The organism is Alicyclobacillus sp. SO9 (assembly GCF_016406125.1).
GTDB lineage: Bacteria > Bacillota > Bacilli > Alicyclobacillales > Alicyclobacillaceae > SO9.
Genome location: NZ_CP066339.1, coordinates 4,285,498 through 4,311,032 on the forward strand (window position 1 = coordinate 4,285,498; position 25,535 = coordinate 4,311,032).

24 protein-coding genes and 1 pseudogene are annotated in these 25,535 nt (G+C 47.3%); 15 read left to right on the forward strand and 10 right to left on the reverse strand.

The window, feature by feature from the left end:
* Window positions 1-43 precede the first annotated feature (43 nt).
* Window positions 44-550: a TRAP transporter small permease gene (locus GI364_RS20050; RefSeq protein WP_198850961.1), complete on the forward strand. Its 507-nt coding sequence runs from the start codon at window positions 44-46 to the stop codon at window positions 548-550.
* Window positions 551-567: 17 nt separating this feature from the next.
* Window positions 568-1,872 carry a TRAP transporter large permease gene (locus GI364_RS20055; RefSeq protein WP_198850962.1) on the forward strand — a complete coding sequence of 435 codons (1,305 nt, stop codon included), beginning with the start codon at window positions 568-570 and terminating at the stop codon, window positions 1,870-1,872.
* Here the strand turns inward: GI364_RS20055 and secF are convergent.
* The 4 genes from secF to GI364_RS20075 form a co-directional block, all read right to left on the reverse strand.
* The gene (gene secF / locus GI364_RS20060; RefSeq protein WP_198850963.1) at window positions 1,850-2,725 is read right to left on the reverse strand and encodes a protein translocase subunit SecF; all 876 of its coding nucleotides are present in this window, start codon (window positions 2,723-2,725) and stop codon (window positions 1,850-1,852) included. The two genes, GI364_RS20055 and secF, sit on opposite strands and share 23 nt — an antisense overlap.
* Window positions 2,722-4,020, reverse strand: coding sequence for a protein translocase subunit SecD (gene secD, locus GI364_RS20065; protein WP_198850964.1), 1,299 nt, complete (start codon window positions 4,018-4,020; stop codon window positions 2,722-2,724). Before secD ends, secF begins: the two co-directional genes overlap by 4 nt.
* Window positions 4,021-4,154: 134 nt before the next feature.
* Window positions 4,155-4,565 (reverse strand): hypothetical protein, encoded by a 411-nt coding sequence (locus GI364_RS20070; protein WP_198850965.1) that lies wholly within the window; start codon window positions 4,563-4,565, stop codon window positions 4,155-4,157.
* Window positions 4,522-5,064 (reverse strand): RNA polymerase sigma factor, encoded by a 543-nt coding sequence (locus GI364_RS20075; RefSeq protein ID WP_198850966.1) that lies wholly within the window; start codon window positions 5,062-5,064, stop codon window positions 4,522-4,524. Before GI364_RS20075 ends, GI364_RS20070 begins: the two co-directional genes overlap by 44 nt.
* Window positions 5,065-5,377: 313 nt before the next feature.
* On the opposite strand from GI364_RS20075, the gene GI364_RS20080 reads away from it, so the two are divergent.
* Both GI364_RS20080 and GI364_RS20085 read left to right on the forward strand, forming a co-directional pair.
* Window positions 5,378-5,812, forward strand: coding sequence for a thioredoxin family protein (locus tag GI364_RS20080; protein WP_198850967.1), 435 nt, complete (start codon window positions 5,378-5,380; stop codon window positions 5,810-5,812).
* Window positions 5,813-5,824: 12 nt separating this feature from the next.
* Window positions 5,825-6,031, forward strand: a pseudogene (locus GI364_RS20085) (thioredoxin family protein); the annotation flags it as partial.
* 436 nt (window positions 6,032-6,467) lie between these two features.
* Here GI364_RS20085 and GI364_RS20090 read toward each other — a convergent pair.
* The 3 genes from GI364_RS20090 to GI364_RS20100 form a co-directional block, all read right to left on the reverse strand.
* The gene (locus tag GI364_RS20090; RefSeq protein WP_198850969.1) at window positions 6,468-7,340 is read right to left on the reverse strand and encodes a carbohydrate ABC transporter permease; all 873 of its coding nucleotides are present in this window, start codon (window positions 7,338-7,340) and stop codon (window positions 6,468-6,470) included.
* Window positions 7,341-7,345: 5 nt separating this feature from the next.
* Entirely contained in the window at window positions 7,346-8,239 is an 894-nt protein-coding gene (locus tag GI364_RS20095) for a carbohydrate ABC transporter permease (protein ID WP_198850970.1), read from the reverse strand.
* Between the two features lie 64 nt (window positions 8,240-8,303).
* Entirely contained in the window at window positions 8,304-9,653 is a 1,350-nt protein-coding gene (locus GI364_RS20100) for an ABC transporter substrate-binding protein (RefSeq protein WP_233095891.1), read from the reverse strand.
* 523 nt (window positions 9,654-10,176) lie between these two features.
* Here GI364_RS20100 and GI364_RS20105 point away from each other — a divergent pair.
* The 11 genes from GI364_RS20105 (at window position 10,177) to GI364_RS20155 (ending at window position 22,032) form a co-directional block, all read left to right on the forward strand.
* Window positions 10,177-11,373, forward strand: a complete 1,197-nt coding sequence (locus GI364_RS20105; RefSeq protein ID WP_198850049.1) for an IS256 family transposase — start codon at window positions 10,177-10,179, stop codon at window positions 11,371-11,373.
* A 368-nt stretch (window positions 11,374-11,741) separates the two neighbouring features.
* Window positions 11,742-12,467, forward strand: coding sequence for an HAD family hydrolase (locus GI364_RS20110; protein ID WP_198850972.1), 726 nt, complete (start codon window positions 11,742-11,744; stop codon window positions 12,465-12,467).
* A complete protein-coding gene (locus GI364_RS20115) occupies window positions 12,464-13,348 on the forward strand; it encodes a MurR/RpiR family transcriptional regulator (RefSeq protein ID WP_198850973.1) in 885 nt (294 codons plus the stop codon). The genes GI364_RS20110 and GI364_RS20115 overlap by 4 nt, the downstream gene beginning before the upstream one ends.
* The gene (locus GI364_RS20120; RefSeq protein ID WP_198850974.1) at window positions 13,345-14,904 is read left to right on the forward strand and encodes an ABC transporter substrate-binding protein; all 1,560 of its coding nucleotides are present in this window, start codon (window positions 13,345-13,347) and stop codon (window positions 14,902-14,904) included. The genes GI364_RS20115 and GI364_RS20120 overlap by 4 nt, the downstream gene beginning before the upstream one ends.
* An 11-nt stretch (window positions 14,905-14,915) precedes the next feature.
* Window positions 14,916-15,854 (forward strand): ABC transporter permease, encoded by a 939-nt coding sequence (locus tag GI364_RS20125; protein ID WP_198850975.1) that lies wholly within the window; start codon window positions 14,916-14,918, stop codon window positions 15,852-15,854.
* Between the two features lie 83 nt (window positions 15,855-15,937).
* On the forward strand, window positions 15,938-16,768 hold the full coding sequence (locus tag GI364_RS20130) for an ABC transporter permease (RefSeq protein WP_198850976.1): 831 nt from the start codon (window positions 15,938-15,940) through the stop codon (window positions 16,766-16,768).
* Window positions 16,762-17,559 (forward strand): ABC transporter ATP-binding protein, encoded by a 798-nt coding sequence (locus GI364_RS20135; RefSeq protein WP_198850977.1) that lies wholly within the window; start codon window positions 16,762-16,764, stop codon window positions 17,557-17,559. The genes GI364_RS20130 and GI364_RS20135 overlap by 7 nt, the downstream gene beginning before the upstream one ends.
* A 22-nt stretch (window positions 17,560-17,581) precedes the next feature.
* Window positions 17,582-18,406 (forward strand): ABC transporter ATP-binding protein, encoded by an 825-nt coding sequence (locus GI364_RS20140; RefSeq protein WP_198850978.1) that lies wholly within the window; start codon window positions 17,582-17,584, stop codon window positions 18,404-18,406.
* A 139-nt stretch (window positions 18,407-18,545) separates the two neighbouring features.
* Window positions 18,546-19,745, forward strand: a complete 1,200-nt coding sequence (locus GI364_RS20145; protein ID WP_198850979.1) for a hypothetical protein — start codon at window positions 18,546-18,548, stop codon at window positions 19,743-19,745.
* Between the two features lie 59 nt (window positions 19,746-19,804).
* Window positions 19,805-20,485, forward strand: a complete 681-nt coding sequence (locus tag GI364_RS20150) for a PspA/IM30 family protein (RefSeq protein WP_198850980.1) — start codon at window positions 19,805-19,807, stop codon at window positions 20,483-20,485.
* 245 nt (window positions 20,486-20,730) lie between these two features.
* Entirely contained in the window at window positions 20,731-22,032 is a 1,302-nt protein-coding gene (locus GI364_RS20155) for an MFS transporter (protein ID WP_198850981.1), read from the forward strand.
* A gap of 51 nt (window positions 22,033-22,083) precedes the next feature.
* Here GI364_RS20155 and GI364_RS20160 read toward each other — a convergent pair whose 3' ends face one another.
* The 3 genes from GI364_RS20160 to GI364_RS20170 are packed head-to-tail and all read right to left on the reverse strand — an operon-like array spanning window position 22,084 to window position 25,530.
* On the reverse strand, window positions 22,084-22,740 hold the full coding sequence (locus tag GI364_RS20160; protein ID WP_198850982.1) for an HAD family hydrolase: 657 nt from the start codon (window positions 22,738-22,740) through the stop codon (window positions 22,084-22,086).
* Window positions 22,741-22,792: 52 nt separating this feature from the next.
* Complete coding sequence (locus tag GI364_RS20165; RefSeq protein ID WP_198850983.1) at window positions 22,793-23,776, reverse strand: energy-coupling factor transporter transmembrane component T family protein; 984 nt, start codon at window positions 23,774-23,776, stop codon at window positions 22,793-22,795.
* Entirely contained in the window at window positions 23,773-25,530 is a 1,758-nt protein-coding gene (locus tag GI364_RS20170) for an ABC transporter ATP-binding protein (RefSeq protein ID WP_198850984.1), read from the reverse strand. The genes GI364_RS20165 and GI364_RS20170 overlap by 4 nt, the downstream gene beginning before the upstream one ends.
* Window positions 25,531-25,535: the final 5 nt, after the last annotated feature.

Here is a 25,535-nt window from a genome sequence, read left to right on the forward strand (position 1 = left end):
CAGTAGAAGAACCACCAAAATTGGACTTGGATGTGGTGCCAACATGAAAGTAGTTTTTGAAAAGGTAGTCATGCTAAACGAACGTATTGCGAAATACCTTACTCTCATTGCAGGAATTATTATCATGGCTCTAATGTTCACAATTACAATTTCCGCCTTATCGAGACACTTTCTCGACAGACCAATGGCGTGGGTCACGGATACCAGTACCTATGCATTATTATTCGTGACATTCCTCGGCGCCCCCTTGCTGGCTGTGGAGAATCGACATATTAACGTAGAAATGCTACCAGCTTCCCTTGGCAGACGGGGGAAGGCCGTCGTCCAGTTCGTTACGAACTTAGTCTCTTTTGCAATGAGCCTAATCATTGCGTGGTTCGCACTGAAGACGACTTTGCAGGCGTACACAGAACATGAAGTGGATACAAATATCCTAGCAACTCCCATGTACTTACTTTTTGGAATTATTGTTGTCGGGGCACTTTTTATGGCGTTCAGCTTCCTGATAAATGCTCTGCAGCCGTCGCGAAACAGCAAAGATAAACAATAACAAGGGAGGTGTGTCCGTTGGTATGGTGGTTAATTGCCATATTGTTTTTTGGAGGACTTCTGCTTGCCATTTTCAGCAGTCTCCCTATTGCAATTGGCTTCTTCCTGGTAGTTACAATTGGGATGCACTTCGTTATGGGACCTCAATTTGGCCACGACTTAATCCGAAGTATTTTTGCATCATTAACCAACGTCGAATTGACGCCCATCCCTATGTTTGTGTTAATGGGAGAATTTCTGTTTAACTCAGGGGTTGCGCTGAAGGCACTTAATACAATTGAGAAATGGCTTGGCAGGTTACCTGGACGGCTCAGTGTATTAAGCATCGTATCCGGAGCACTGTTCGCCAGCTTAAGCGGATCTACTATTGCAAACACGGCTATGCTAGGTTCGCTTTTAACTCCGGAAATGAGGCGAAAGAAGTATCACAAGAGTATGATTATCGGTCCAATTGTTGCATCTGGAAGTCTAGCAATGATGATTCCTCCAAGTTCGCTTACCGTTGTCTTCGGAAGTCTTGCAAAAATATCCGTTGGAGACCTGCTTGTAGCAGGAATTCTTCCCGGTCTTGTAATGGCCGGACTTTACGTTGTCTATACAATTGTACGTTGTCTCACAAACCCCGCTCTTGCTCCGGCTTACAATGTCGAAAAACACTCTGTTAAAGACACATGGTTTGATACGCTAAAATACGTTCTTCCACTGGCATCCGTTGTCCTACTCACAGTCGGGGTCATCTTCTGGGGGATTGCCACACCTACAGAAGCTGCCTCATTTGGTACACTTGCATCACTCCTTCTGGCTTTCATTATGGGAAACTTCACACTTCAAGGATTGGAGAAGTCGATTTTCGGATCAGTTCGTATCACGTCTATGATACTAGTTATTATAGCGGCCTCTACGGCCTTCAGCCAAGTTTTAGCATTTAGTGGTGCGACAACGCACTTACTGCAATTAGTGACAAAACTACCGTTTGGCCCTATAGGCTTTCTTGTCGCCATGCTGACAGTCGTATTTATCCTTGGAATGTTTGTCGAAGAAGTGTCCATCATGATGATTACTCTACCCATATTTATGCCTGTCGTTTCAGCTGCGCACATAAATCCGATTTGGTTCGGAATCCTGTATCTGCTAATTCTCGAAATTGCAATGCTGACACCGCCGGTTGGACTGTTGCTCTACACGATTAAGGGAGTCACTCCGGCTGAGATAACAATGAATGACATCTGGAAGGCAGCTTTTCCCTATGTTCTATGCGGGTTGGTGGCAGTAATCATCGTATTGAAGTTCCCAGTCATAGCTACACTGGCGGTTCACCCTTAAGAGAATGTCCGCGCCAAGCTACCCACAAAGGACTGGCAATGAAAATGGAACTGTAGGTTCCGCTTATAAGTCCCACGATGAGCGCCATGGTAAAGTTGTGTATGGTCGGGCCGCCAAAGAAAAATAAGGCGAAAGCTGCAATCAAAACAGTACTAACTGTGTTCAGCGAACGTCGCATCGTTTGCCTCAAGCTCACATCAGCTATTTGTTCCAGTTGTTCGGCTGTCTCCGGTTTTGTCAACTGCAAATTCTCCCGAATTCTATCAAATATCACAATCGTATCATTGATGGAGTAGCCAACAATAGTTAAAATTGCAGTCACAAACAGCATGTTAATTTCAATGCGAAATAGTGCAAAGAAGGACATGACAATAAATGCATCGTGAAGAAGTGCGACAATTCCGGAGACGGCAAACCTGAATTCAAAGCGTATTCCCACGTACACCATAATAAACACAGAGGCAAATAACACGGCAAGAATCGCTTTATGTGACATGACCTTTGCCTCTAACGGATTCACCGTATCAATTTGCGTGTTCTTCCAGTGCTGTTTTATTTGCGATACCTGTTGCGTATCCATTACTTCCGGCAGTCTTACAATGGTCAACTGATGTACTGAGGAACCGCCGTACGTAATCTCCTGGGGTTTTACGTGGATGCCTGTACCAGCAAACACACGCTGAACTTGGACTGTCGACATGGCACTCTTAAGCTGAATACGAGACCCAGACTTGAAGTCCGGTCCAAGATTAAAGCCATGCACTGTAAAGACAACTAGTCCGGCTAACGTAATAATTGAAGACAGTAAAAAAAACCATGCACGTCGCTTCACAATATGAAATCTCCCAGTCATGATTTTGCACCCTCTCCCCCGAACCCAAACCAGTTGGATTTGCGCAAGATCTTGGACTTTGCAAGGTGCAGCAGCATAGTTCGGCCGAGAAAGACAGCAGTCAGAAGACTCGTGCCAATACTTAGCATCAAAGCGACAGCAAAGCCCTTAATGGCGCCGCTGCCGACTATGTACATGACGGCTCCTGCAATAAAGGTGGTGACATTCGAATCCATGATGGGGCGTAATGCTCGCCGGTTTCCAGAAATTATGCTCGATATTAGACTCTTACCAGTGCGAAGTTCATCACGTATGCGTTCATTTGTAATAATGTTTGCGTCCACAGCCATCCCCAGACCCAGTACCAAAGCCGCGAGACCCGGCAGCGTCAGGACAATGCCCAGTCCGTCGAACAAAGCCAGAGTAACAAATGCATAGGCTATTAGCCCCACGTTAGCAATCAATCCGGCTGTGCGATAAATGAGCATCATAAACAGAAAGATAAGAACCACAGCGAGAGTAGCTGCAAAAACCGTCGCGTCCAGCGACGCCTGACCAAGAGATGGTCCAACTGTTGTAGAGCTAATCAGCTTTAATGGATACGGCAGGGCTCCCGCATTTAACTCTTTCGCGAGAACAATACACTCCTGCTTGGTCATGCCTGTAATCACGGTCTTACCATTGGGTATAATTTCGTGGATAGTAGCGTAGTTGACCATTTTCGAACCGAGAAAAGTATACACAGGATGATGCAAGTAAGTCGTGGTAATGTTCCTCCATTGTATCGGATCTTTAAAAGTCACAGAGACGACATTCCCCTGTTGGGGGAACTGTTCCCAAGACGCGTTACTCTTCAAGTCGCTGCCTGTCACAAGGAGCTTCCCACTCGGAATAACCTTGCTTTGAGGCAAAGCAGCATTGAAACTCGTATACGGTACTATAGTGCCGCTCTTTTCCTTGATTTTCGCGTTGGAATAGATTTTCAGCTGAGATGTGTGGCCAATTATGGCGTTTGCCTGTTGAGCGCTGTACGCTCCCGCAAGTTGTACATTCACCTGATTTCCATTTTCCAACTCAATGTTTGGAGAGCCAATTCCTGCGGCGTTGACACGCAGTTGAACTGCTTGTAGAACAGCTTGCTTATCCGTCCTACTGAGCAACTTCCCATGTGAATCAATTTGGTACAACAAGTCATATCCTCCACGCAAGTCTAGACCTAGTTTCGTGTGTTTCCAAAACGCCGGTGCTGTGCTCATAGTGATTCCAAGAACGAACATCACAACAGCAAGAAACGAGAACAAATGCCTCCATTTCATAGGACGCCTCCGTGTAAGCGAGTTTTTGGCCATGACAAAGAGCCCTGCAGCGGCACAAACCTCTACAAGCAGCGAGATCTCAGTCATTCAAGCTTTGAAATATATTCTCAATGCATCACTGTGTTGAAAGGTATTTAGCTGGATGCGCTGTATTGGGTCCTGCGATGATCAATAGGGTAAAGACTCATGGTAAGGTTCTTTTGAATGGGATTCGCGCCAGCGGCCAAAACCGCTGTAAGTGCAGCCGCGGGAACAACAGAACTTATAGATACTTCGATAGCTGTAATTGCCTCACGGTGGTTCTTGGGTGAATGCCCCATCAGCAAAGCGGCGAAAGTCATTATTGTCGCAATTGCAATCGCAACAAAAGCCCATAGATGAGTTCGCGAACGCACGGGTTGATGAACACTACTGTCCTCTAACTGAATTGCTTCAATAATGCTGTCTTCCAACTGTCGTGACATCTTGATATCCTTCATAACGGTCATTTCAGCGGCTGGTTTAAGCCTTGTTAAGGACTGTTCGAGGTTGGATTCGTTCTTCATGTTCCCTGCACTCCTTTCCCTGCTTCAGCGCCTTTCTCGCTCTGAAGAGCCTCACTTTCACGGTGCTCACAGTGACACCTAAAATCTTCGCAATCTCTGCAGTAGGTCTTTCCTCATAATAATGAAGAACAATGACTTCTCTCAGCGTAATGGGAAGTTGCAGTACCAGTGTCACGAGTTCTTGGTCGGTTGACCTTTGAATGGCCTCCGTCTCTGCGGAAGGGCTCCAGTCAGTCGTAGGTACACGATCTACCAATATCTGCGGATGCCGTTTGTTCGTTCGATAGTAGTTTCTGCATACATTCACTGCTATCTGCATTAACCAGGTTTTGGGCTGGCACTGGTTGCGGAATGTGCTTCGGTTTCGATGAGCACGGAGAAAAACTTCCTGCGTTAGGTCTTCTGCGTCATTGCTGCTCTTCGTATAGAACCTAATGAACCTCAGAACATCAGTGCCGTATGTTTTCAGTAATTCCTCCGTTGATTGTTCAAGAGTCATCAGTTCGTTCACCTGCCTTCACCTATTTAGACACCAGACACGCGTTCCGGTTACATATTAGGAAAGGATTCGTCAAGGTAGACCTTATCACAAGAAATGTCCGGGAGTCGTGTTTGAAAAGAACAACGTTTCTTCTGAATTCTCGTCGCATAAAGAAGCAGTATTTACGAAATACCAACTCTAGGTGATGGATAAGAGCGAGAGGGAGGCTTCAGATTGCTAAGTTTTTCTTAAAGAACTACAATAATGAGTGAATCTAAATACCCCTATGGGTTTAAAGATTTAACACTGCAGGAGATAAGGAGTTGAGATTTTGCCCCAAATTGAGGAAAGTGATAAGCAAGCAATTAAAAACTTGTTTGCACACAAAATGGAAGGCACTGCACACATTCGCTTCTTCACTTCCAAAGCAAACTGTCAGTATTGTGAAGACACATTGGATATCTTAAACCAGCTTGCACAGTTGTCAGACAAAATTGACTTGCAGGTATTTGACAAAGATGCGAACGCAGACGAAGCTCGCCAATTTGGAGTCAACATGTACCCTGCCATTGTATTTGTAAATGATAATGGCCACGATACTGGCGTACACTTTTATGGGATTCCGTCTGGGTATGAATTTAGCACATTGATTGAGGATATTGTCGATGTCGCCAATAATCATACTGACTTGTCTCCAGAAACAATTGACGTTCTAAAACAGATTAATACGGACGTCACTCTCTCCGTTTTTATCACACCGACCTGACCTTATTGCCCCCGCGCAGTTCGCGTGGCTCACCACATGGCAATGATTAATCCTCATATTAAAGGAGAAATGATTGAAGCCATGGAATTTCCAGAACTATCAAACAAACACAACGTAATGGGCGTACCAAAGACCGTTATTAATGACGGTAAGGCGGAACAGGAGGGCGCTGTGCCCGAAGACGTTATTTTAGCCAAAATTCAAGAATCTCTACAATAACTGTAAAACTAAAAGCGGGCATTCACCGGACTGGTAATGCTCGCCCTCTGATATTGTGATTTTTTACCACTGACATGATGTCAGCGTAAAAGGAGACCCTTAGGCCTCCCCACGGTTACTTTGACAGTATCCTTGTAGAAACCTCAAAACAGAGTACTATCGCAGTACTACAGCATTCAACGCAACCATCTATCCAAACTGCTGATGCACCATGCAGGCATCGCATTTTCTAGCAAAATCACTGCGATGTACAGTCCCGTGTATCGCAGATTACACGCCCCAGTTTTTATAGAGCAGCCCTCTATATGGACTATTCTCGGTGTGCCGGACTTCAGTTTTCTCCTGGCATCCCCTTTTTCAAAGGATTGTCTTAATCATAGTAAACGACGACTTACTAACAGGAGCTCACATCGTCACACTATTTAATGTCCTAATACTACCTTCCAAAGCCAGCAAGCATTCCCGCACGAAGATATTTCCCTGCAAAAATATACGCAAAAATTAGAGGTAATGCAGAAAAAATGACAGCTGCCATCGTTACAGGCACGTTGATAGAATGTTGCCCCTGAAACTGCACAATAGCCAAGGGAAGAACCTGAACAGCCTTACTCTGAGTGAGTACCAATGGAAACAAAAAGTTATTCCACGCCTGAATAAATTCGAAGATACCGATGGAAACCAACGCCGGTTTGGACAAGGGAGTTACAAGGTGCCATAGTACTTGAAAATCGGAGGCTCCTTCAAGCCCCATTGATTCGAACAGCTCAGAAGGTATGTCTCGGACAAAGTTGACAAGAATGAGCAATGTAAGCGGCAAACCAAACGCAACCGTTGGAAGTATCATTCCGATAAGGGTGTTATACAGGCCCAGTTTTAGTATTAGGAGATAAACTGGTATTATTGCTGCCTGAATTGGCAGCGCTAAACCGACCAAAAAGACATTAAAGATTGTTCGGACTACCTTGTTTGTAGAACGCACGATAACATACGCCAGTGCGAGTGCAAATGCAACAATCAAGACTACAGAAGTGACGGATACCACCACACTATTGAGAAAGTAGTGGAAAAATCCGGCCTGCAAAACCTGACTATAGTTACTCAAGGTGGGGTGGAGCGGTGGTAGCCAAGGCTTACCCACAAGGTAGCCATTTTGATGTTTCAAACTTGTCATCAACATGTACAGCAAGGGATAGCCGGCAATGATAAGCCATATAGTGCCAAAGACCGTAAAAGCTATTCCGTAGCCAGAGACTTTGCTGCGACGCTTGGTAGATTTCATCGGCTGTTGCGTAACTCCTGTCGTTCCCATAGCGATTACGAACCCTCCATCTGACTTTCCATCTTAGTGAAGCCAGTAAACTTGAGAATAACAATTGACAAAAGTAACCCAAAGACGGCAAGAATGACCGCAATAACGCTGCCGGCGCCAATGTTTAGACTATGAAACGCTTCTTTGTACATATACATCGCTAGCACATTAGTGGAATCTCCAGGACCACCGTTAGTGACCACGTAGATTAAATCGAAATAAGTAAGCGTACCCGTTAAAATTAGAACGGTCGTCGTAACAATCGTATACTTTAATTGAGGTAAAGTAATCCTAAAGAAGGTTTGAATAGGGTTTGCTCCGTCTAACATGGCAGCCTCATAAAGAGAGTCAGGTATCTGTCTTACTCCACTCTGATAGAGAAGGGAATTGAATGGAATAAATTGCCAAGCTATAATACAAGCCACAACTAACATAGCTATGTGGGGGTTTCCTATCCAATTTTCCGCGCCATTGCCAATGCCAATAGATTTTAGCACAGAATCCAGTAATCCGAATTCCGGGTCAAGGATGTATGACCACGTGACACCAATGGCTACAGCAGAAAATAGGAGCGGGATAAAGAAAATCACTCCGTAAACGACACGGTGTCTCTTCTTACCTGCCATAAATACTCCCAATACAAGACTAAGCGGATTCTGTAGAATCCAGCACAATACCATCAATTCAATGGTAAGCCAAAGGGAATGCAAGGCCTGCCCGTCCGAAAACGCGTGTGTCCAGTTTTGAACTCCCACCCATTGAGCATGGCCAACACCGCTCCAATTTAGCCCGCTGTAATAAACGGCAACGAACATTGGCACCAGCGCAAAGACTCCAAAAAAAATAACGGCCGGCAACATCATCAGCCAGCGTTGCCAATTCATGCGTGCCCCCGACATCTAAGTCACTCCTTACACAAGATAAGGTGACCAGGAGGCACCGTGCCTTCCTGGTCACCTCCTATCATTTAGATGCTTTCTTCAACTGAGTATTCATATCCGATTCAAATTTACTGATTGTCATTTGGCCAACCATGAGTTTTCCAAGGTCGCTATCCAGCTGATTTCCTTCAGCAGCAGACAGGGCCGTGTCCCAGGACTGTTGGAAGTACGGTGCGTTCGATGCCAAATTATAATAGAAAGTTTCATAGGAGGAACTCTTGGATTGCTGAAGTTTGGATTTAATTCCCTTTATGCCAGGCACATAGCCGATGTTCAAGTAGTTTTTCACATTCTGCGAGTTCAGGTTGTAGTTTTTCAAGAAATTGACCGCAGCCTTAACCTGTGACTTGCTTGCAGAGGTCGGAATAGAATAGTAGTTACTTGGGTTACCAGCAACATCCTTCGGATTACCCTTTCCTCCGGAAATTGCCGGGAAGGGAAACCATCCTAGTTGAGAAATGAAACTCTTATCGTTGGCTTCTATGGCGCCATATCCCCAACTTCCCATTAACCACATGGCAGCTTTACCACCATAAAGCAGAGCCGAGTCGGAACCATCGTTGGAGCCGACAGAGCTTAGTCCAGGCTCGAAGGCTCCGGCCTTCTTAAGATTCAGCATCATCTGCAGCGCCTTAGTAATCGTCGGATTAGACCAGGCATTGGCTTTTCCTGCCGCGACATTTTTATAGGGTTGTTGACCTCCCAAGCGGTCAACAATGTACTCAAAATACATCAAATCCGGCCAGTTATCCTTACCCCCGAGAGAAATAGGAATTACACCGTGGGACTTGAACACCTGCACGTCGGATAGCAATTCCTTCCACGTTGTGGGCGGTGTCAAATTATACTTCTTAAACAGCTTCTTGTTGTAAAAGAAGTTCACGGGCTGCATGTTGCCGTAAGGAATACCGTAGACCTTGCCGTTAAATGTAACCGACTTCATAACGGACGGAAGAAATTTGTTCTTCCAAGACGGGTCTGCATTTAGATAAGGGGTTAAGTCAACCACATCACCCGGAGTAATGTAGTTTTCCAAGCGACCCCCTCCCCAGTTACCGAAGATGGTAGCAGCGTTGTGAGCGCCCATGGCGATCTGTAGTTTTTGCAAATACGGATTAGATTGGAAGAACTGTGCTGTTATCTTGGCTTTAGGATTTTCGCTGTTGTACTGCGCTACCAGCTTTTTATCTACCTTTTCAGCCGCTCCACTATCAACGTTCCAGAGCGTCAGGGACGTTTTACCCCCGGAAGAGGTCCCACTACTATTACCGCCGCTGTTGCTTGCCGAACCTCCAGACCCACATCCTACAACCAGAGTAGCTGCCGTAATAGCGCTTACAGCAACCACAGAAATACGGCTAGATTTTTTCACATTTTTCACCCCTATTAATATGTTGGGCTAACCAATAAACTAATTGCATTTTATATCTTTCCTATGTGCATGTCAACGCGATGTCCTAACCACAGCGCGTTTGAATGCAAATCACTCCGAAAAATCGCAAGATTTATATATAATGTCCAAAAAGTCAATGTAATACAGTCTTTGATGCTCATACAAATGTGCCAACACCAATGTTCGTGTACATGCTCCATGTCGGTTTTCCAAGACTGCTGGAAGGAGCTATTTCATGAAAGAAAGTCCCTGTTCCCTCACAAGTTCATTCAAGATATACATAATCCCTCAACAAATTAACGCAGTAAAATTGATTTTATGTTGAGATAGAATAGTGAATCAGTCCAATCTAAAAACGAAAATTCAGCCCTAAAATCCAGTCTTGAAATTCACTTAATGATGAAGTAAAATTGTTTGTGTAGGAGAATTTGGATCCTTCTCAGATAACAAAAAGGTAGGGTATCCTCGGGATTGCGACATCACCAGAAAGGAAGCCCTACCTATGGATAGTGTACATGAACAGAGTATTGGAGATCTAATGGAAAATCTCGTGAAAGGCTTTGTTAAGGAAAAACTCGAGTTTATCATGCGAGAAGAAATTGAGCATTTCCTGAATGTGGAGTATGAGGGGCGCCGCCCGAGTAGAAATGGTTACTATGGTCGCTCCTTACAAACGCGGTATGGCGAGATAGAGGACCTACAGGTTCCCCGAGACCGTAAGGACGCCTTTCAGACTCAGTTGTTTGAGCCATACCAACGCCGGGAAGGTTGGCTAGAAGAGGCTGTCATTCACATGTATAAAGGCGGTATGAGTACCCGGGATGTCGCGAAATTTATCGAAGGGATGTTTGGCACAGAGTACTCGCCAACGACCATCAGTAATATCACAAAGACCGTTTTGGAAGATGTAGAAGAATGGCAGCAGCGTCCGTTAGAAAAGCGTTATTCGGTCATCTACCTAGATGGCATCTACATCAAGTTAAAACGTACTACGGTGGACAGCGAAGTCGTCTACCTGGCGATGGGTATCAACGAAGACGGATACCGACAAATACTCGGCTTCTACGTGGGCGGCAAAGAAAGTGCCAACGGTTGGAAGGACGTGCTCAAGGACCTATACAACCGTGGAGTACACGAAGTGTTACTGGGTGTATTTGATGGGCTCCCTGGTCTCGAAGAAGCCTTTCGAGAAATCTATTCAAAGGCTGACGTTCAGCACTGCGTCGTACATAAAGTGCGAAGTACCTTCCCAAAAATCCGAGTCGGTGACAAGACGGAATTTCTCAGTGATCTCAAAACGGTGTACACCGCACCAGACAAGGACTTGGCCGTAGCTGCGTTCGACACCGTCAAAGATAAGTGGGGGAAAAAGTATTCGAAAGAAATTCAGTCCTGGGAAGGCCAACTTTCAACGCTCCTGACGTTTTACAAATATCCGAAGCTGATTCGTCACGCAATCTATACTTCAAATGCCATCGAGCGGACGAACAAAGAACTTCGCAAACGTTTTAGACCGATGAACAGCTTAACAAATATGGACGCTGCTGAGAAAATTATCTATCTGGAGGTCACAGCGTACAACGAGAAATGGAGTACCAGGGTCATCCGAGGCTTTGGCGATGAGGAAACAAAAGCCGGGCTACAGCGAATGTATGAAGAGCGTTACCCAGCTGTCTCCGAGACTCTCGACAAGGAATAATTATCCAAAATAATTCCGAGACAGTCCAGCAATTCAACAAGGATATTAGTTCTGAATATTCAATCCAAGAGGGATAAAGTTCTAATTTTCGGTGGGGGGTACCCCCCACCTACCAAAACAAACCAAATAATGATGTTATCCATCTTCGATGGATAACCCTACTGAAAAGAAATTACACAAACTTCTTGACACTACCCACTTAATGGTAGCCGCTTCTCTTTTTGCTAAGAGAATCTTTACAACTCCCATATAAAAAATTAACGGTTTATATATTTTCTCTTAACAAACGCTCACTATAGTACGAATCGAAAGATATCCTACACCTGACCCCCAATTTGTAGGAAATACTTCGAGAGGAATAGACTTACATGAGGCAGTACAAAGGAATCTTTTTTGATTTAGGTTACACCCTGGTCCGAACAGACAGAGAACTCTCAATGCAAAAGCGCATGATGCAACTACAGATTGACTGCTCCCTTCTTGAATTAGAGCATGCCTACCACGCAACAGACAAGTACTATATGCAACACCAGCCTGGACTCTTGGCCTTAGACTCTCGTCGCTTTTTCCCAAATTATATCCGTCGTGTAGCAGATTACCTTGGTCTCCAACTCGCGGATAAAGAGTTAGACCACCTTGCACGAGTTGACGACGGCCGAGGTGTGTGGTCGTTGATTCCAGGAGTCCAGGACGGACTCAAAACACTTCGAGACTCGGGACTTCATGTGGGCCTTATTTCAAATTGGGATGAGAGCGCCCGTCCTTTGTTGCAGCGGCTGAAACTGGAGGATCTGTTTGAGAGTATCATCATTTCCTCTGAAATCGGCATGCAAAAGCCAAATCCAGACATCTTCCTTACTGCTCTGAAACACGCAGGCATTACAGCAGAGTCCGCCTTATACGTCGGAGACAACTACTATGACGATGTCGTTGGAGCACGTAAGGCTGGTCTAGACGCTGTGCTCATCAATCGCTTTGGAAAGTTAGGAATCGAAGACATTCAAGACTGTCAGATCTATGAATCAGTCACGCAGGTGATTGACTCTGTTTTGTCGCATGCAGCGCAACCGGCTCACGGGAGGGCGACACCATGACTTTGACACGAACTCCCGCAGAGCTCCCAATCACTGAAGATCCCCTGCGTCTTCTTCTCGATAACGCCAGGTCCAAGTTGACACCCAGTCAGAAGAAACTGGCGGACTTACTGCGACATGACGCAACCATTCTGGCTTTTGAACCAGCGCTCCATGTGGGCAAACGAGTTGGTGTCAGTGAAGCCACGGTTCACAGATTCGCTTTACAACTTGGTTTTGCTTCTTTCTCCCATCTGCAAAAGTTCGCGCAAAATGTATTTTCAAAGGGTCGAACGGTATCACGGTTGAGGAGAGTGGCTGATAACCAAGTGCAAGGGAGCAATACCCTCGAACATACAATCGAAGTCGATGTATTAAACCTGCAAGATACACTCGCATCTGTCAGTGAGGAAAGCATTGACCAAGGTGCCGCGATGATTGCAAAGGCGAGGCGGATTTACGTAGCCGGATGGAGAGCAGGACTGGCAGTCACAGCCAGTTTAAATTATTCCCTGAATCTGATGCTCGGGAATTCCACCCTCTTGCCAATGCACGGAGGGCTGTACGAATCAATGCTGACCATGAACGCTAGCGATGTGTTCATTGCAATGGGTTTTCCCCGATACTGCGAGACCACTTTAGAAGCCATGGAGCAGGCAGTCGCCAATGGGGCAAAGACAATAGCGATTACGGATGTTGCCACATCGCCATTTCTTCCTCTCAGCGATGTTGTTTATTTGGTTCCGTCATACTCAGCAGGATTTCTTGATTCCTATGTTGCACCGCTGTCCCTGACCAGCGCCATTATCACAAAAGTGAGTTTACTGCGAGAAGACGATGTCATGAGCAATTTGAAAAAACTTGAGAAGTTAATACGATATGTGGGAGATGAGACAGAATGAATCGCAGAAAAAAACACGTTCTGACAGCTTCAACCGCTGTAGCAATGACCCTGCTCACGGTTGCCGGATGCGGCACTTCAAACGCAACGTCGGGTACACAAAACAACTCAGGAACTTCTTCATCCCAGACGGCATCAAGCACCATTAAAATTGCACTTCAAAACGACGTATCTGGGTTCGATCCCGAAAAGACGGCGTCCGCATCTACCTTTAAAGTCACCAACAACATCTTTGATACCCTTGTCGACGTCAAACCCAATGGACAGTTGCAACCCGGTCTTGCCACAAAGTGGCACGTTTCCAAGAACGGACTGAACTGGACTTTCGATTTGCGTAAAAACGTACTGTTTCAAAACGGCAAAACCCTGACTGCGGCGGACGTGAAATATACTTTTGACCGAATTCTAAACAAGCAAACCGGGGACCCTAATATTAGTGATTTTAGTGAAATTAAAAGTATCAGTATCGTTTCACCGCAGACCGTCAAATTCACATTGTCAAAACCCTACGCCCCGTTTCTAGCGTCGATGGCATTGCCTTGGGCAGCCGTGATTGAACAAGGAACCGGTACAAATCTGAAAAACAAGCCTATCGGCACAGGGCCATACAAGTTAGTCAAATGGGTTCCTCAGCAGTCCATCACACTGACAAAATTTAGTAAGTCGTGGGACGCAAAACAAGCGCACATCAAAACCATCAAATTTGTAGTAGTACCTAATCAATCCACTCGCCTGATGGACCTAAAAACAGGAATTGTAGACGTCTCAACGGTATCCCCTGCAAATGCATCCAGCGTAAAATCCAATGCAAAGCTCCAACTCCTGTCCAGCCCATCGAACGCCGTTCAAATTATGGCGATGAACAACAAGAGTAAACCGCTGAACAACATCCTTGTCCGCCAAGCGATTGAATACGCAGTCAACAAACCTGCCATCATTAAGGCCGTCGATTTTGGTTACGGACAGGAAATCGGGAGTCATATGCCCCCGAACAGCCCGTACTACGTCAACTTAAATAAGACCTATCCATACAATCTCCACAAAGCAAAGCAACTCTTGAAGAAAGCTGGATATGCTAATGGACTGACATTGAATATGGCACTGCCGCAACCCTACCCCATTCACATAAAGACGGGTCAAATCATTGCTCAAGAACTGAAACAAATTGGTATTACTGTTCACACCAAAGTAATTCCATGGTCACAGTGGCTGAAAAACGTTTATTTGGGACGACACTACCAATTGACAGTCATAACGCATACCGGCCGGCTTGACCCCGCTCAATTACTGGATCGGTACGAGGCAGGCAATAAAGGGAACTATTTTAACTTTTCGGACCCCAAGGTAACAAAAGACCTGAAACAGGCTGTATCCACGACAAATCAAGAGATGCGAAAAAAACTGTATCAACAAGTACAAACACTGCTAGCAAAAGATGCAGCAAATGTGTTTATTCAAACACCTGACAACTTAATTGGTATGAATAAGCATGTGAGCGGCTGGAGCACCTATCCTGTTGATATATACAACCTTCGCGGTGTACGTCTTTCTCACTAGGAGGGGCTCAAATGCTGACATTCTTTGTTCGCCGCAGCGTTGGCGCAGGCTTTGTTCTGGTCGTCGTATCACTCATTACGTTTGCCATTCTGCAATGGTTGCCTGGCAATCCGGCTGAAATCATTCTTGGGATGCACGCATCACCGGCGCAAGTCGCCAACCTGGAAAATCAACTTGGACTGAATCACCCTTGGTACTTGCAATACTGGAATTGGCTGACGAAAGCCGTCCATGGAAACCTGGGAACATCATTGGTATACGGTGCGCCTGTATCGACGCTCATCTTGCAACGTTTGCCTGTAACCCTTTCGCTGACAGGAATGTCACTCCTTTGGGCAGCTTTCATCGGCTTCCCAATTGGAGTCATTGCTGCAGTCAAGAAGAATAAGTGGCCCGATAGCGTCATTCGCGTTGGGCTCCAAATCTTCCTCGCTGTCCCGTCGTTTTGGATGGGACTGCTTCTAATGTCTCTCTTTGCCATGCACTTTCAGTGGTTCCCGGTGAGTGGACTAGACAACCAGGGAATCGGCTCATTCATAAAAAGCCTGGTGCTTCCGTCCTTTTCCCTGGGCTTGGTAGAAGTCGCTGTCCTGGGACGGATTGTCAGGCGGTCAATGATTGATGCCTTAGAAGCGCCTTACGCTTCCACAGCGCTGAGTAAGGGCCTGCCTGCAACAAAGAGATATGTGCGGCACGGACTGCGCACAGCTTTAATTACGCCCATTACGATTGTCGGAATGCAGGTTTCAAGTTTGCTTGGAGGTACCGTCGTCATTGAAAATCTGTTTTCCCTTCCTGGAATCGGCAGATTGTTGTTTGTAGCAATTCAGCAAAAGGACTACCCGCTCATAGAGGGACTCACTTTATTCATTGTAGTCGCGGTGTTTTTAAGCAGTTTAATTGTCGATCAGTTGTACCGTTACCTGGACCCGCGAATTAGGTTACGGTAGCTCATTTTAGAACCCGCGTGTTCGTCTCTCGTCTCCAGTGGCGAAGCAGACGGTATCGCAAAACTACACAAGGAGGTGTTCCCGTGCTGTTCAGCAACGTACTGAAGTCAAGTAGAAGCAAAAACCCGTCTCTGAATATCGGTGTGACAATCTTTTCCGGTATGCTCATCTTGGGTGTTATAGGCCTTGTGCATCCCCCGCAAAACCCGTTTGCAATGTCCATTAATCATCGCTTCGAGCCACCAAATTTCACGCATTGGATGGGTACAGATCAGTACGGTCGCGACATCTTCAGTCGTCTTTTAGTATCCCTAGCCTCTTCGTTTACGATAGCGTTCTCTTCCCTTGTTCTAGGAATGTTAGCCGGCGTTACAATTGGCGGTCTCAGTGGTTACATCGAAGGCGTCTTCGGAGAATCGTTGATGCGTTTTGTCGATGCTCTATATGCTTTCCCGCATATCTTGTTGGCCTTACTTGTTTTGACTGTACTCGGTCCTGGTGAGGTCTCTGTTTCCATTGCCCTTGTTATTTTTAATGCGCCTGTCTTTGCTCGGATTACCTACGGTGCCGTTTTGGAAGGCAAACACTCTCTTTATGCGCAAACCGCAAAGTGTATGGGAGGCGGAACGTTCTACATTTTACGCAGGCATGTTTCACTGTACGTAGCTCCCTCGCTATTAGTTCAGGCTACCTCCAGCTTTAGTCTCGCGATTCTTGTTGAGGCTTCCCTATCCTACCTTGGCTTAGGTGTTCAGCCTCCTCATCCAAGTTTAGGCGGAATGCTTGCCAGTGCACAGAACTATCTGCAACAGTCCTATTGGACACTCATTTTTCCAGGCCTGTTTCTAATCCTTGTTGTTCTTGGCAGCAATTTGTCCGGTGACGGAATCGAAGGGAGGTTTGGCAGATGGTAGGCACTGACCCGCTCTTACAACTTGAAAACGTATGTATCGCAACGACTCAGTCGCCTTCGCGGTCTCTGGTTCACGACTTGAGTCTGTCTGTTTGCAAACGGTGTGTAACGGGGCTGATTGGAGAATCGGGATCGGGAAAAACTCTGACAAGCCGTGCCATTGCAGGACTTCTTTCCCCTGGTGTGCAGATTACTTCCGGAACAATTCGGATTGAGGGATTGGATGTGACAGATTGGGACAAACAGACCAAATTGCGGCGAGGTCGCGACATCGGGTTCATTTTCCAAAACCCGATGTCTATGTTGAATCCGGTGCTCAAAATCAAGGAACAGATGATAGAAGGTGTGTTGTTTCATCAAAGACTTGGTAAATCTGCGGCAATCGCTTTGGCCTCCGAGTTTCTAAACAAGGTAGGACTTGGGGAAAAACACAAACAAATCCTAAACAGCTACCCGCATACCCTCAGCGGCGGAATGCTTCAACGAGTGATGATTGCCATGACACTCATGCCGGGCCCGAAATTTATTGTGGCCGATGAGCCCACCACCGCCCTTGACGTGACGTCTCAACTGAAGGTTCTTAACGTGTTAGCAGCCCTCAAACAGGAGTTCAACCTGACAATCCTGTTTGTCAGCCATGATTTATCCGTCATTTCCAACTTCTGTGACGATGTCTTTGTCATGCAAGAAGGTTCTATTGTGGAATCCGGCGCGGTAGACAAAGTTTTCAGCCAGCCAGCAAAGGACTACACGCAGAATCTCCTGAGAGCCCATGAACTTACCACCTACTAAACACCGCAAAGGAGGAGCACCTGTGGAACCAATTCGACCTCTGATGGAAGTGAAGCACCTGACCAAGCGTTACAGGGATAATTCCTATCTGCGCAGAACTTCGGTTCAAGCACTGAACTCAATTTCAGTGACAATTCCTTATTCCCAAACAATTGGTATCGTGGGTGAAAGCGGATCCGGAAAATCAACCCTCGGCAGAATCATGACGAATTTAGAGCGACCTGATGAAGGAGACATTTTGTATCAGGAGGTCTCTCTTAAACGGATGACACAACGAGAAAGAAAAGAATTCAGACGCAATGTTCAAATCATTTTTCAAGACCCAGTGAGTTCCCTGAATCCCCGCTTCAACGTAGAGCAAATCCTGTCCGAACCATTTTACTTGCAGAACAAACCACTGTTCCGGGACAAAGGTGCTTTAAAACAACGCATACTGGAAATGCTTCGCGAAGTGGGCTTAGAACCCAGTCTGTTAGACCATCTGCCTCGGAACATGAGCGGCGGGCAGTGTCAAAGAGTAAGTATCTCCAGGGCCTTTGCATTGAAACCAAAACTTATTGTATGCGATGAATCACTGTCAGCACTAGATATTTCCGTCCAAACCACGATGATTGCATTACTGAAACGACTGCAACGAGACCATGGGACAAGCTATATGTTTATCACTCACGATTTAAAGGTGGCCCGTGCAATCTGTGACTACATCTACGTGATGAAAGACGGACAGGTCGTAGATGAAGGGTCGCCCTCTTATCTCATGAACGAATCCATGCAGCCGTATGTCCAGGAACTGCGAAATGCCATTTTGGAGCTTCGCCAAAGTCCCGCCTTAACAGCACGAGGTTGATCCAAAGCCTGTCTCGAATTTGCTGCTGAGCAGTGTTGCAGCTTTACGACGCTACTGTCACAGGTCCGTCAAACGGCTGTAACTTAGCGAAGCTTTGGCGTACAATAATACAGTATCAAGACAACTGGGGGGTGAGTAGATGTCCTTGTTTGACCGCTTTCGCAAGACTTTTCAACACGGAGATGAAAAGACGCTGGAAGAAAAGTTGCACGGATACCAAAGACTAGGGGAGCAGGTCTATGAAGTTGAGGTAGAATTGGCTGAGACAGAGAACCGAAAATCCTTAGCATTTCTCCAGGCTGCCAAGTGCCTCAAGGAGATGGCTGATGCTCTGGTTCATGAGGACGGTGTCCAGTTGGAAGCTCGACATCTGCCGGAGGCCTCCATCGAGTTAGCTGAGAGTTGGTATGGACGTATACCCGACGTGATTGTTGCCGCTCGTCGTGAAGCGGCAGTCCCTGACAGCAGCGAAATTGGGCTGCCAATTCGACTGCGAAGGTCACGAGAAGCGCTGGATACATGGTCCGACGAACATCTGTTGGGGCTTAGACGCGCCGTTCATGCTCTGCAAGACCTATTAGAAAAACGGATTGAACACGCAGAGTTTCGTCGCGATGACAATAAGGATGCACTCCTCTACTACCAGGAAGCCAGAACACGGCAGGAGGCCGGCGATTCCATTGCCGGGTTGTTAGTGCAGGGTGAAGAAGTTTCGGACACCTCGCGTCAAGAGGCACAGAACCAGTACCTGTCAACTTTGTCGAGCTATGTCTTGATTGCCCAGGGGCTTGAAGAACCTACGGTCCTTACGTATGAACAAATTAACGTAGACTTTGCGGAGCAAACAGCGACTAGTACTCGGTCTGAACTGCATAACGATAATACGGGAGGATTGCATACCATGAACTTTGAGCAAATGCAGCAGCAAAGCAATAACATCCAGCAACATAACACTACGATTGTCAATCAGTTGCAGCAAATCGTTGGTAAAGTGCAACAGATAGATGCCAATGCTGAGAGTAAACAGGACATTGCGTTTGCGTTGCGAGAGTTGGCTTTATCTGTACGTGGACTCAATCAGGAAACCATGGGCTTATTACAAAACATGGCGCTGTACATACAGCATCTTGAGGACAGCCATCAGCATGCAGAGCACTACCAAAAGCAGTACCCGCCACAATACCAGCAACCTCAGCAACCGCAACCTGCAGGTGGAATGTTTGGGGGTCGTCGCGGCGGCGGATTCTGGAATACACTCATTCAATCCGCTGAACTGGGTGCTGGCTTTGAAATTGGTGCAGATATCGTGAACGACATCTTTGGAGGTAATGGTTTCTAACTCATAGACGTGAATTGCTTCAGCAAATCTTGGGCGCGCATCTGCAAGGAGGATGGTTCGTGAGCCTGTTCAGCCGTTTGAAAAATGTGGTCGGTGCGAAAACAAATGAGAAACCAAGAGAGGCGGAGAACCCGGAACGGACACTCAGTCTCTATATTGAACAAGCCACAGAGCGCTTACGAGAATTCCACGTTCAGGTGAGCCGCATTGAAGCTCGGTGCATCTCTCTCGAGAAAGACATCAGAGATTCCCAAACGGCTGCCGCAAAGTGGCATCAGCAGGCGAAAGAAGCCGTTCAGCAAAACAAGGAAGATGAAGCGCGTAAAGCATTGGAACGAGAGCATCAAGAGCAGGAAGACGCAAACAGGCTCAGCTCTGAACTGTCGAATACAAAGGCTGCGGCCTTCCAACTCAACGAGCGCTATGAGAAACTCGCACAGAAATTAGAAGAAGCCAAGGAGCAACGAGATGCCCTCTCCCGCCGCGATAGTCTTGCGCAGGCAGAGTATTCGGCGGCAGAGGCAATGAAAAAACTGTCTCAAGACAATCCATTGGCTGAATTTGAAACAGTGCAAGACAATGTTGAGCGCCACGAGGCACAAGCACAAGCCGCTTACTCGACCCTAAATTCCGATCTCTCCTACCAACTCGCCGACTTGGATAAGGGGGAATCGAACAAGAAAGTTGACGACGCGTTAAGTCAGCTAAAGGAAGAAATAAGTAAAGATGGACAAGAGTAGCGAAGTGCTAGAGTGCACGTGAAGCCAGAATTCCGGGAGTTGAGATGACGCGCTGGCGGCAGCCCCTGTGAGTCGCAGACCATTGCTAGTACATCCGCCTTAAGACTGAGGCGAGGTTCAGTTATGGGTCTGATTCAGAATCAGTCGCGAGCCTCAAGACAGAAGAGCGCTTCTGGAATACTCTGACAGTAGTCAGGATGCTGGTTAAAGCCTCTTGCATCTCATTTTAGGGTGGAGGTACACTCGTGGGTCTACTCAAGAACCGCAACTTTGCTATTCTGCTTTCCGGACAGTTGGTTTCAACCATCGGCAACAACCTGTTTAGCATCGCTCTTCCTTGGTACGTCTACACCCTTACAAATTCCAAGTCTGCTTTGGCGCTTACCGGCGTCGCACAAACCCTCCCTGCCGTCGTCGGATTAGTGGCGGGAGTCTGGGTCGACAGATGGCGAAAGCGAACAACGATGATCTCTTCAGATGTCGTCCGCGGTGCTTTGAGCCTCATTCTCTTCGCGGGCATTGTCCTTCACTGGCCATTGTGGACTATCCTTGTCATGGTGCTGGCTCTGCAGGGAGCGGGGCAGTTCTTCAGCCCTGCTGCAGGCGCCTTATTTCCGTTATTAGTTAAGAAGGAAGATATTCCTTCAGGGAGCGGTCTGCTGCAGTCGTCCAATGCCACGGCTCAGTTGCTTGGCACTGTGTCCGGCGGTGCCTTGATGGGAGCTTTCGGCGCACCTGTTCTGTTTCTTTTGGACGCTGTATCGTTCTTTGTGTCTGTCATCAGCCTGTTTTTCATTCGGGTCAAGGAAGCCATTGTTCCGCGGCCTTCTGAAACGCCCTCCTCTTCCCCTGCGCAAGGGGAACAGCCTCAGCAGGCAGCGAACCCCCTAGTCAATTCGAAGAAGCGGATGCATGCCTTTCTGCAAGACTGGTTGGATGGCCTTAAGTTCCTTGTATCATCCCACTTCCTCATTCTTGTTGTCTCAGCAGCACTGGTTGTCAATTTCGCACTTGCCCCAGTCGACATTGCCATCACTGCCTGGGTCAAGGGTCCCATGCATGGAGTCCCTGTCGATCTCGGAATAATCAACGGCGGCTTCTTCATCGGCGTCATCCTCGGCGGTATCTCCGTTGGGGCTGTCACCAAGCACATCGCTATCCGAAAGTTGCTCTTACTAGGACTCCTGGGTATCGGTATCTGTGTAGGTATTTTCGGTCTGTTCCGTACCGTCGTTCCAGAAACAACGATAGCTCTAGTAACCGGCTTAGCGATTGGAAGCGTCAACGGATCACTCAATGCTATGTTTATTCAAATGGTTCCGGAAGCTATGCGCGGACGCGCTTTTGGCATCCTCGGTGCACTGTCCACCTTTGCCATGCCTCTTGGGATGGCACTGTTCGGATGGCTCATTGTACAGTTGCCTTTACACATTGTCTTTATCCTAATCGGTGCCGTTTGCAGTCTTAGTGGATTGACATTTCTACTACCTGTCAAGGACGCTCCAACTCCGGCGAACCAGACAACAGCTTCAACAGTCAGTGAGTGAAATTCTGTCCTCACTGACTGAATGATAGTCTGCCAAATCAATACTGCGGTTTCACGAAGAAAGTGTTGTGTTCTTTTTCAGTTTCGATTGCGTTAGAGTAAACAAGCCTTCCTGCCGAAGAAAGTCCATAAAGGTGTCAGTGGTGGTGAACACGTGGGTATGAAAACCAAGCTTCTCGGCAACGGAGGTGTTTCGAAGTTTATCGTCAATAAACAGAATCTCGTTTGGTTGTAAATGCAAATGTTCAGCTGTATACCTGTAAATTTCTTCATCTGGTTTCGCCATACGCACCCAATGGGAATTCACCACAAGTTCAAACAGCCGGGCAATGTTGAAATGTTCTAGGCGCGCTTCTAGATTGGCACCGGCGTTAGAAAGGGCTGCAACCCGATAAGATGGCTGCAACTGACCAACGAGAGTCACCAGACTTTCATTTAAAACTACACTCTTTTCGCTGGACTCCAGCAATTCTACTACGCGGTTCTCAAGAGATGAGGGGAGTTGGCCCGCTATTTCCAACAGCAGTTCTGCTTCAGTTAGTTGGCCGCGTTTATACCTGTCCCACCGAGGACCGTAAATGACCTCATGCAATTCGGATCCGCTTAACCCGAATTGCCGAGCCTCTTCATGCAACTGGCCCAGATCTCGATGGAGAAAGACATCACCTATGTCAAACAACAACAACTTAATGTTCAATCCACTGTTCAAAACACGGCCCCCCAGAGTCGAATTTGCTGCACGATTTCTGACGTTCAACGGCTTACGCCAATCCAATAACGTGTCGATTACCAATGTGAAATATCAGCAGCAAAATAATAACGATACAGAGTATTGCTAATGCTGCCCACGCCGACTTATCCGCGGCGGTTAGCTGATACTGCCGGTAAGTTGTAGGAACCTTAGTGGAACCAAAGGCACGGGCATCTACAACCATAGCCATAACGGCAGTCTCCCGCAGACTCCCGATAAGAAGCGGGATAGTCACCGTCGGAATGCTGACCAGCATGCGGACAATGTAGTTTGGCCACAGGTAAACCTGGTACCAAGCCGGGGCATCAAAACTGTAGCCGCGTACCTCCATGGCTTGCAACAGCGTCGTCATTCGCTCAAACATTTTTGGCAGAAATCGGAGAGCCACCGACACCACTAAGCCAACGGTAGCTGGTAAGCGAAAGCTTTTATAGGCCCAAATGATGTCGGATGGTTTAGTCGTCATGATGAGCAAGAAACTGGATGACGAAGCCACAAGCATTCGACCCGCTTCCTGAAGGCCATATACGGTACCGCTTCTCTGCAGACCAGGGGTCCCCAGCCAGGAGAGCGTTGGCGGCAGCTTAAACAGTAAATCACTCAAAGGTTCACCTGTGGTGGTATGATACATGCCCTGTTGCCAAACCATGCCGATTGCAGGGGCTAAGGTCATGGTAAGCAGTACACGTAGCCGCTGCGACGAAGGACGCAGCAAGACCCACGGAATGACGGTGACAAAGAGCAATCCGTAAACAAATTTCCAGTTCAGGAACACTGACAGAATACCGACACACAGTGGATAAATAATCTTGATGCGCGGGTCAAGCCTATGAACAAAAGTCTGGCGGGACTCATAAGATAACAAGTTTCGCAGGCCCTTGAAGCCTACCAACTTGATGAACAGTGCAGGCAGTATGAGAGGAATCGTGAACAGCAAAAGATAGCCAATGATGGTTCTAACCCACAGAGTATGCAACAGCATGGCAGTACTCATATGCGTGCCCCCTCTCGATTCATAGAGAGAAGAAAATCATCAACACTGGTAGCTACCCAGTTTGCCGACCCGCCAAGCAAACGCAGATGCAGTTCTGCAATCGCTGGAGGAATGACCTTCGCAGCGGCAAGACTTTCAGATTGAGTAAAGACGTACTCTGGAGCGCCGGTATCAAGGATCTGCCCATCAGCCAGCACAGCAATTCTCGTTGCATAGCGCGAAGCAACCCGCATATCATGCGTGATCATAAAAAAACCGGTGGATTTGGTTTCACGCAACCGCTCCAAGTAGTGCAGGAATTCGTTCGCGTGTTTTTCATCCTGGCCCGTTGTCGGTTCATCAAGAATGATAAGTTGAGGGTGTTTCGTCAACAGAGAAGCCAGCGCTAGACGCTTACGTTGTCCGTGACTGAGTTGGAATGGTTCACGGTCCAAATAGGGGGTCAAGTCCATCAATTCGGCGGCTGCCAATGCGGATTGACCCGGCAGACCTAGCACTTCACCCTTACGTTTCACGCGAACATTACCAAACAACAGTTCCTGCCGTACCGTACGCGAGAACAGCATTTTGTCCGCTGCCTGAAACAGAAAGGAGATTTTTGCAGCCTGCCGCGATATCTTTCCTGCGCGCACAGGCTGTCCAAAACACTCCACATGTCCTTGTGTCGCCCCTACGAACCCCATTGCGAGAGCTGCCAAGGATGTCTTTCCCGATCCGTTGGCTCCAACCAAAGCCACCCATTCTCCTCTTTCCACGTGAAAATCAATATCCCGAAGAACGAGTTTCTCTCGATATGCCAGACCTGCCTGCCGGAACCCCACTGCCGAGTCCTTTGGCATATCTTTAGCGGCCCCCGCTCGCAATCGTTTTGCGATTTCCGGCGGGATAACGTCCTGTGTCACCCTCAAGCCTTTCACGGCCGGGTGACCGACCATAGCTGTATAAGCATCATCCACCGTCAACGGAACCCCATTCGGGAACAGCGCCGGTATTGTGTGGGCCAAGCGTACGATGTCGGGCACCGTCACACCAAGATTGTCCCAAAGTTCAATATCCGCAAACGCTTGATTTGAGGGTGCATCAAGGACGATTTGGCCCGCATCCATGAGGATTACACGCTGCACAAATCCGATGACCTCTTCAATCTTGTGTTCGATGAGAACGATAGTGATACCCTGCTCCTCATTCAGACGACGCAGAGCCTGTAATACTTCATAGGTGCCAACGGGATCGAGATCGGATGTCGGCTCATCAAGAATAAGCACCTGCGATTGCATAGCTAAGGTCGCTGCAATCGCAACACGTTGGCGTTGACCTCCGGATAGTTCCTCGATGTGACGATGCAGAAGTGAGGCTGTGTCCGTAGAACTGACGGCGGCTTGCAGACGACGATGAATGTCGGTTCGAGACACACCAAGATTTTCAGGACCGAATACAATTTCTGATTCGACATCCAGATGGACCAACTGGGTGTCAGGATTTTGAAAGACAAAACCTACACGTCTGGCCACATCGTGAATTTCAGCGCCTTCCACTTTCTCACCACAAACCCGTATGCTTCCTTCCGTCCGTGCAGGAATGCGACTAGGAATAAATCCTGCCAATGCCAGACCGAGCGTCGACTTTCCACATCCCGACGGGCCAGAAAGAAGCACAAACTGGCCCTTGGGTATGGAGAGGTTAACGCCGTCGATGGCGGGCATCGCTGCACCTGCATAGCGAATCGTCATGTCTTGAACTTCGATGTCCGCCACAAGCA

Bases quoted from the DNA above. Each gene is read 5' to 3' on its own strand.
- GI364_RS20050 (WP_198850961.1), top strand. From the start codon at position 44: ATGAAAGTAGTTTTTGAAAAGGTAGTCATGCTAAACGAACGTATTGCG.
- GI364_RS20165 (WP_198850983.1), bottom strand. From the start codon at position 23,776: ATGAGTACTGCCATGCTGTTGCATACTCTGTGGGTTAGAACCATCATT.
- GI364_RS20105 (WP_198850049.1), top strand. From the start codon at position 10,177: ATGGATAGTGTACATGAACAGAGTATTGGAGATCTAATGGAAAATCTC.
- GI364_RS20075 (WP_198850966.1), bottom strand. From the start codon at position 5,064: ATGACTCTTGAACAATCAACGGAGGAATTACTGAAAACATACGGCACT.
- GI364_RS20115 (WP_198850973.1), top strand. From the start codon at position 12,464: ATGACTTTGACACGAACTCCCGCAGAGCTCCCAATCACTGAAGATCCC.
- secD (WP_198850964.1), bottom strand. From the start codon at position 4,020: ATGAAATGGAGGCATTTGTTCTCGTTTCTTGCTGTTGTGATGTTCGTT.
- GI364_RS20120 (WP_198850974.1), top strand. From the start codon at position 13,345: ATGAATCGCAGAAAAAAACACGTTCTGACAGCTTCAACCGCTGTAGCA.
- GI364_RS20145 (WP_198850979.1), top strand. From the start codon at position 18,546: ATGTCCTTGTTTGACCGCTTTCGCAAGACTTTTCAACACGGAGATGAA.
- secF (WP_198850963.1), bottom strand. From the start codon at position 2,725: ATGACTGGGAGATTTCATATTGTGAAGCGACGTGCATGGTTTTTTTTA.
- GI364_RS20125 (WP_198850975.1), top strand. From the start codon at position 14,916: ATGCTGACATTCTTTGTTCGCCGCAGCGTTGGCGCAGGCTTTGTTCTG.
- GI364_RS20090 (WP_198850969.1), bottom strand. From the start codon at position 7,340: ATGGGAACGACAGGAGTTACGCAACAGCCGATGAAATCTACCAAGCGT.
- GI364_RS20070 (WP_198850965.1), bottom strand. From the start codon at position 4,565: ATGAAGAACGAATCCAACCTCGAACAGTCCTTAACAAGGCTTAAACCA.
- GI364_RS20095 (WP_198850970.1), bottom strand. From the start codon at position 8,239: ATGTCGGGGGCACGCATGAATTGGCAACGCTGGCTGATGATGTTGCCG.
- GI364_RS20135 (WP_198850977.1), top strand. From the start codon at position 16,762: ATGGTAGGCACTGACCCGCTCTTACAACTTGAAAACGTATGTATCGCA.
- GI364_RS20110 (WP_198850972.1), top strand. From the start codon at position 11,742: ATGAGGCAGTACAAAGGAATCTTTTTTGATTTAGGTTACACCCTGGTC.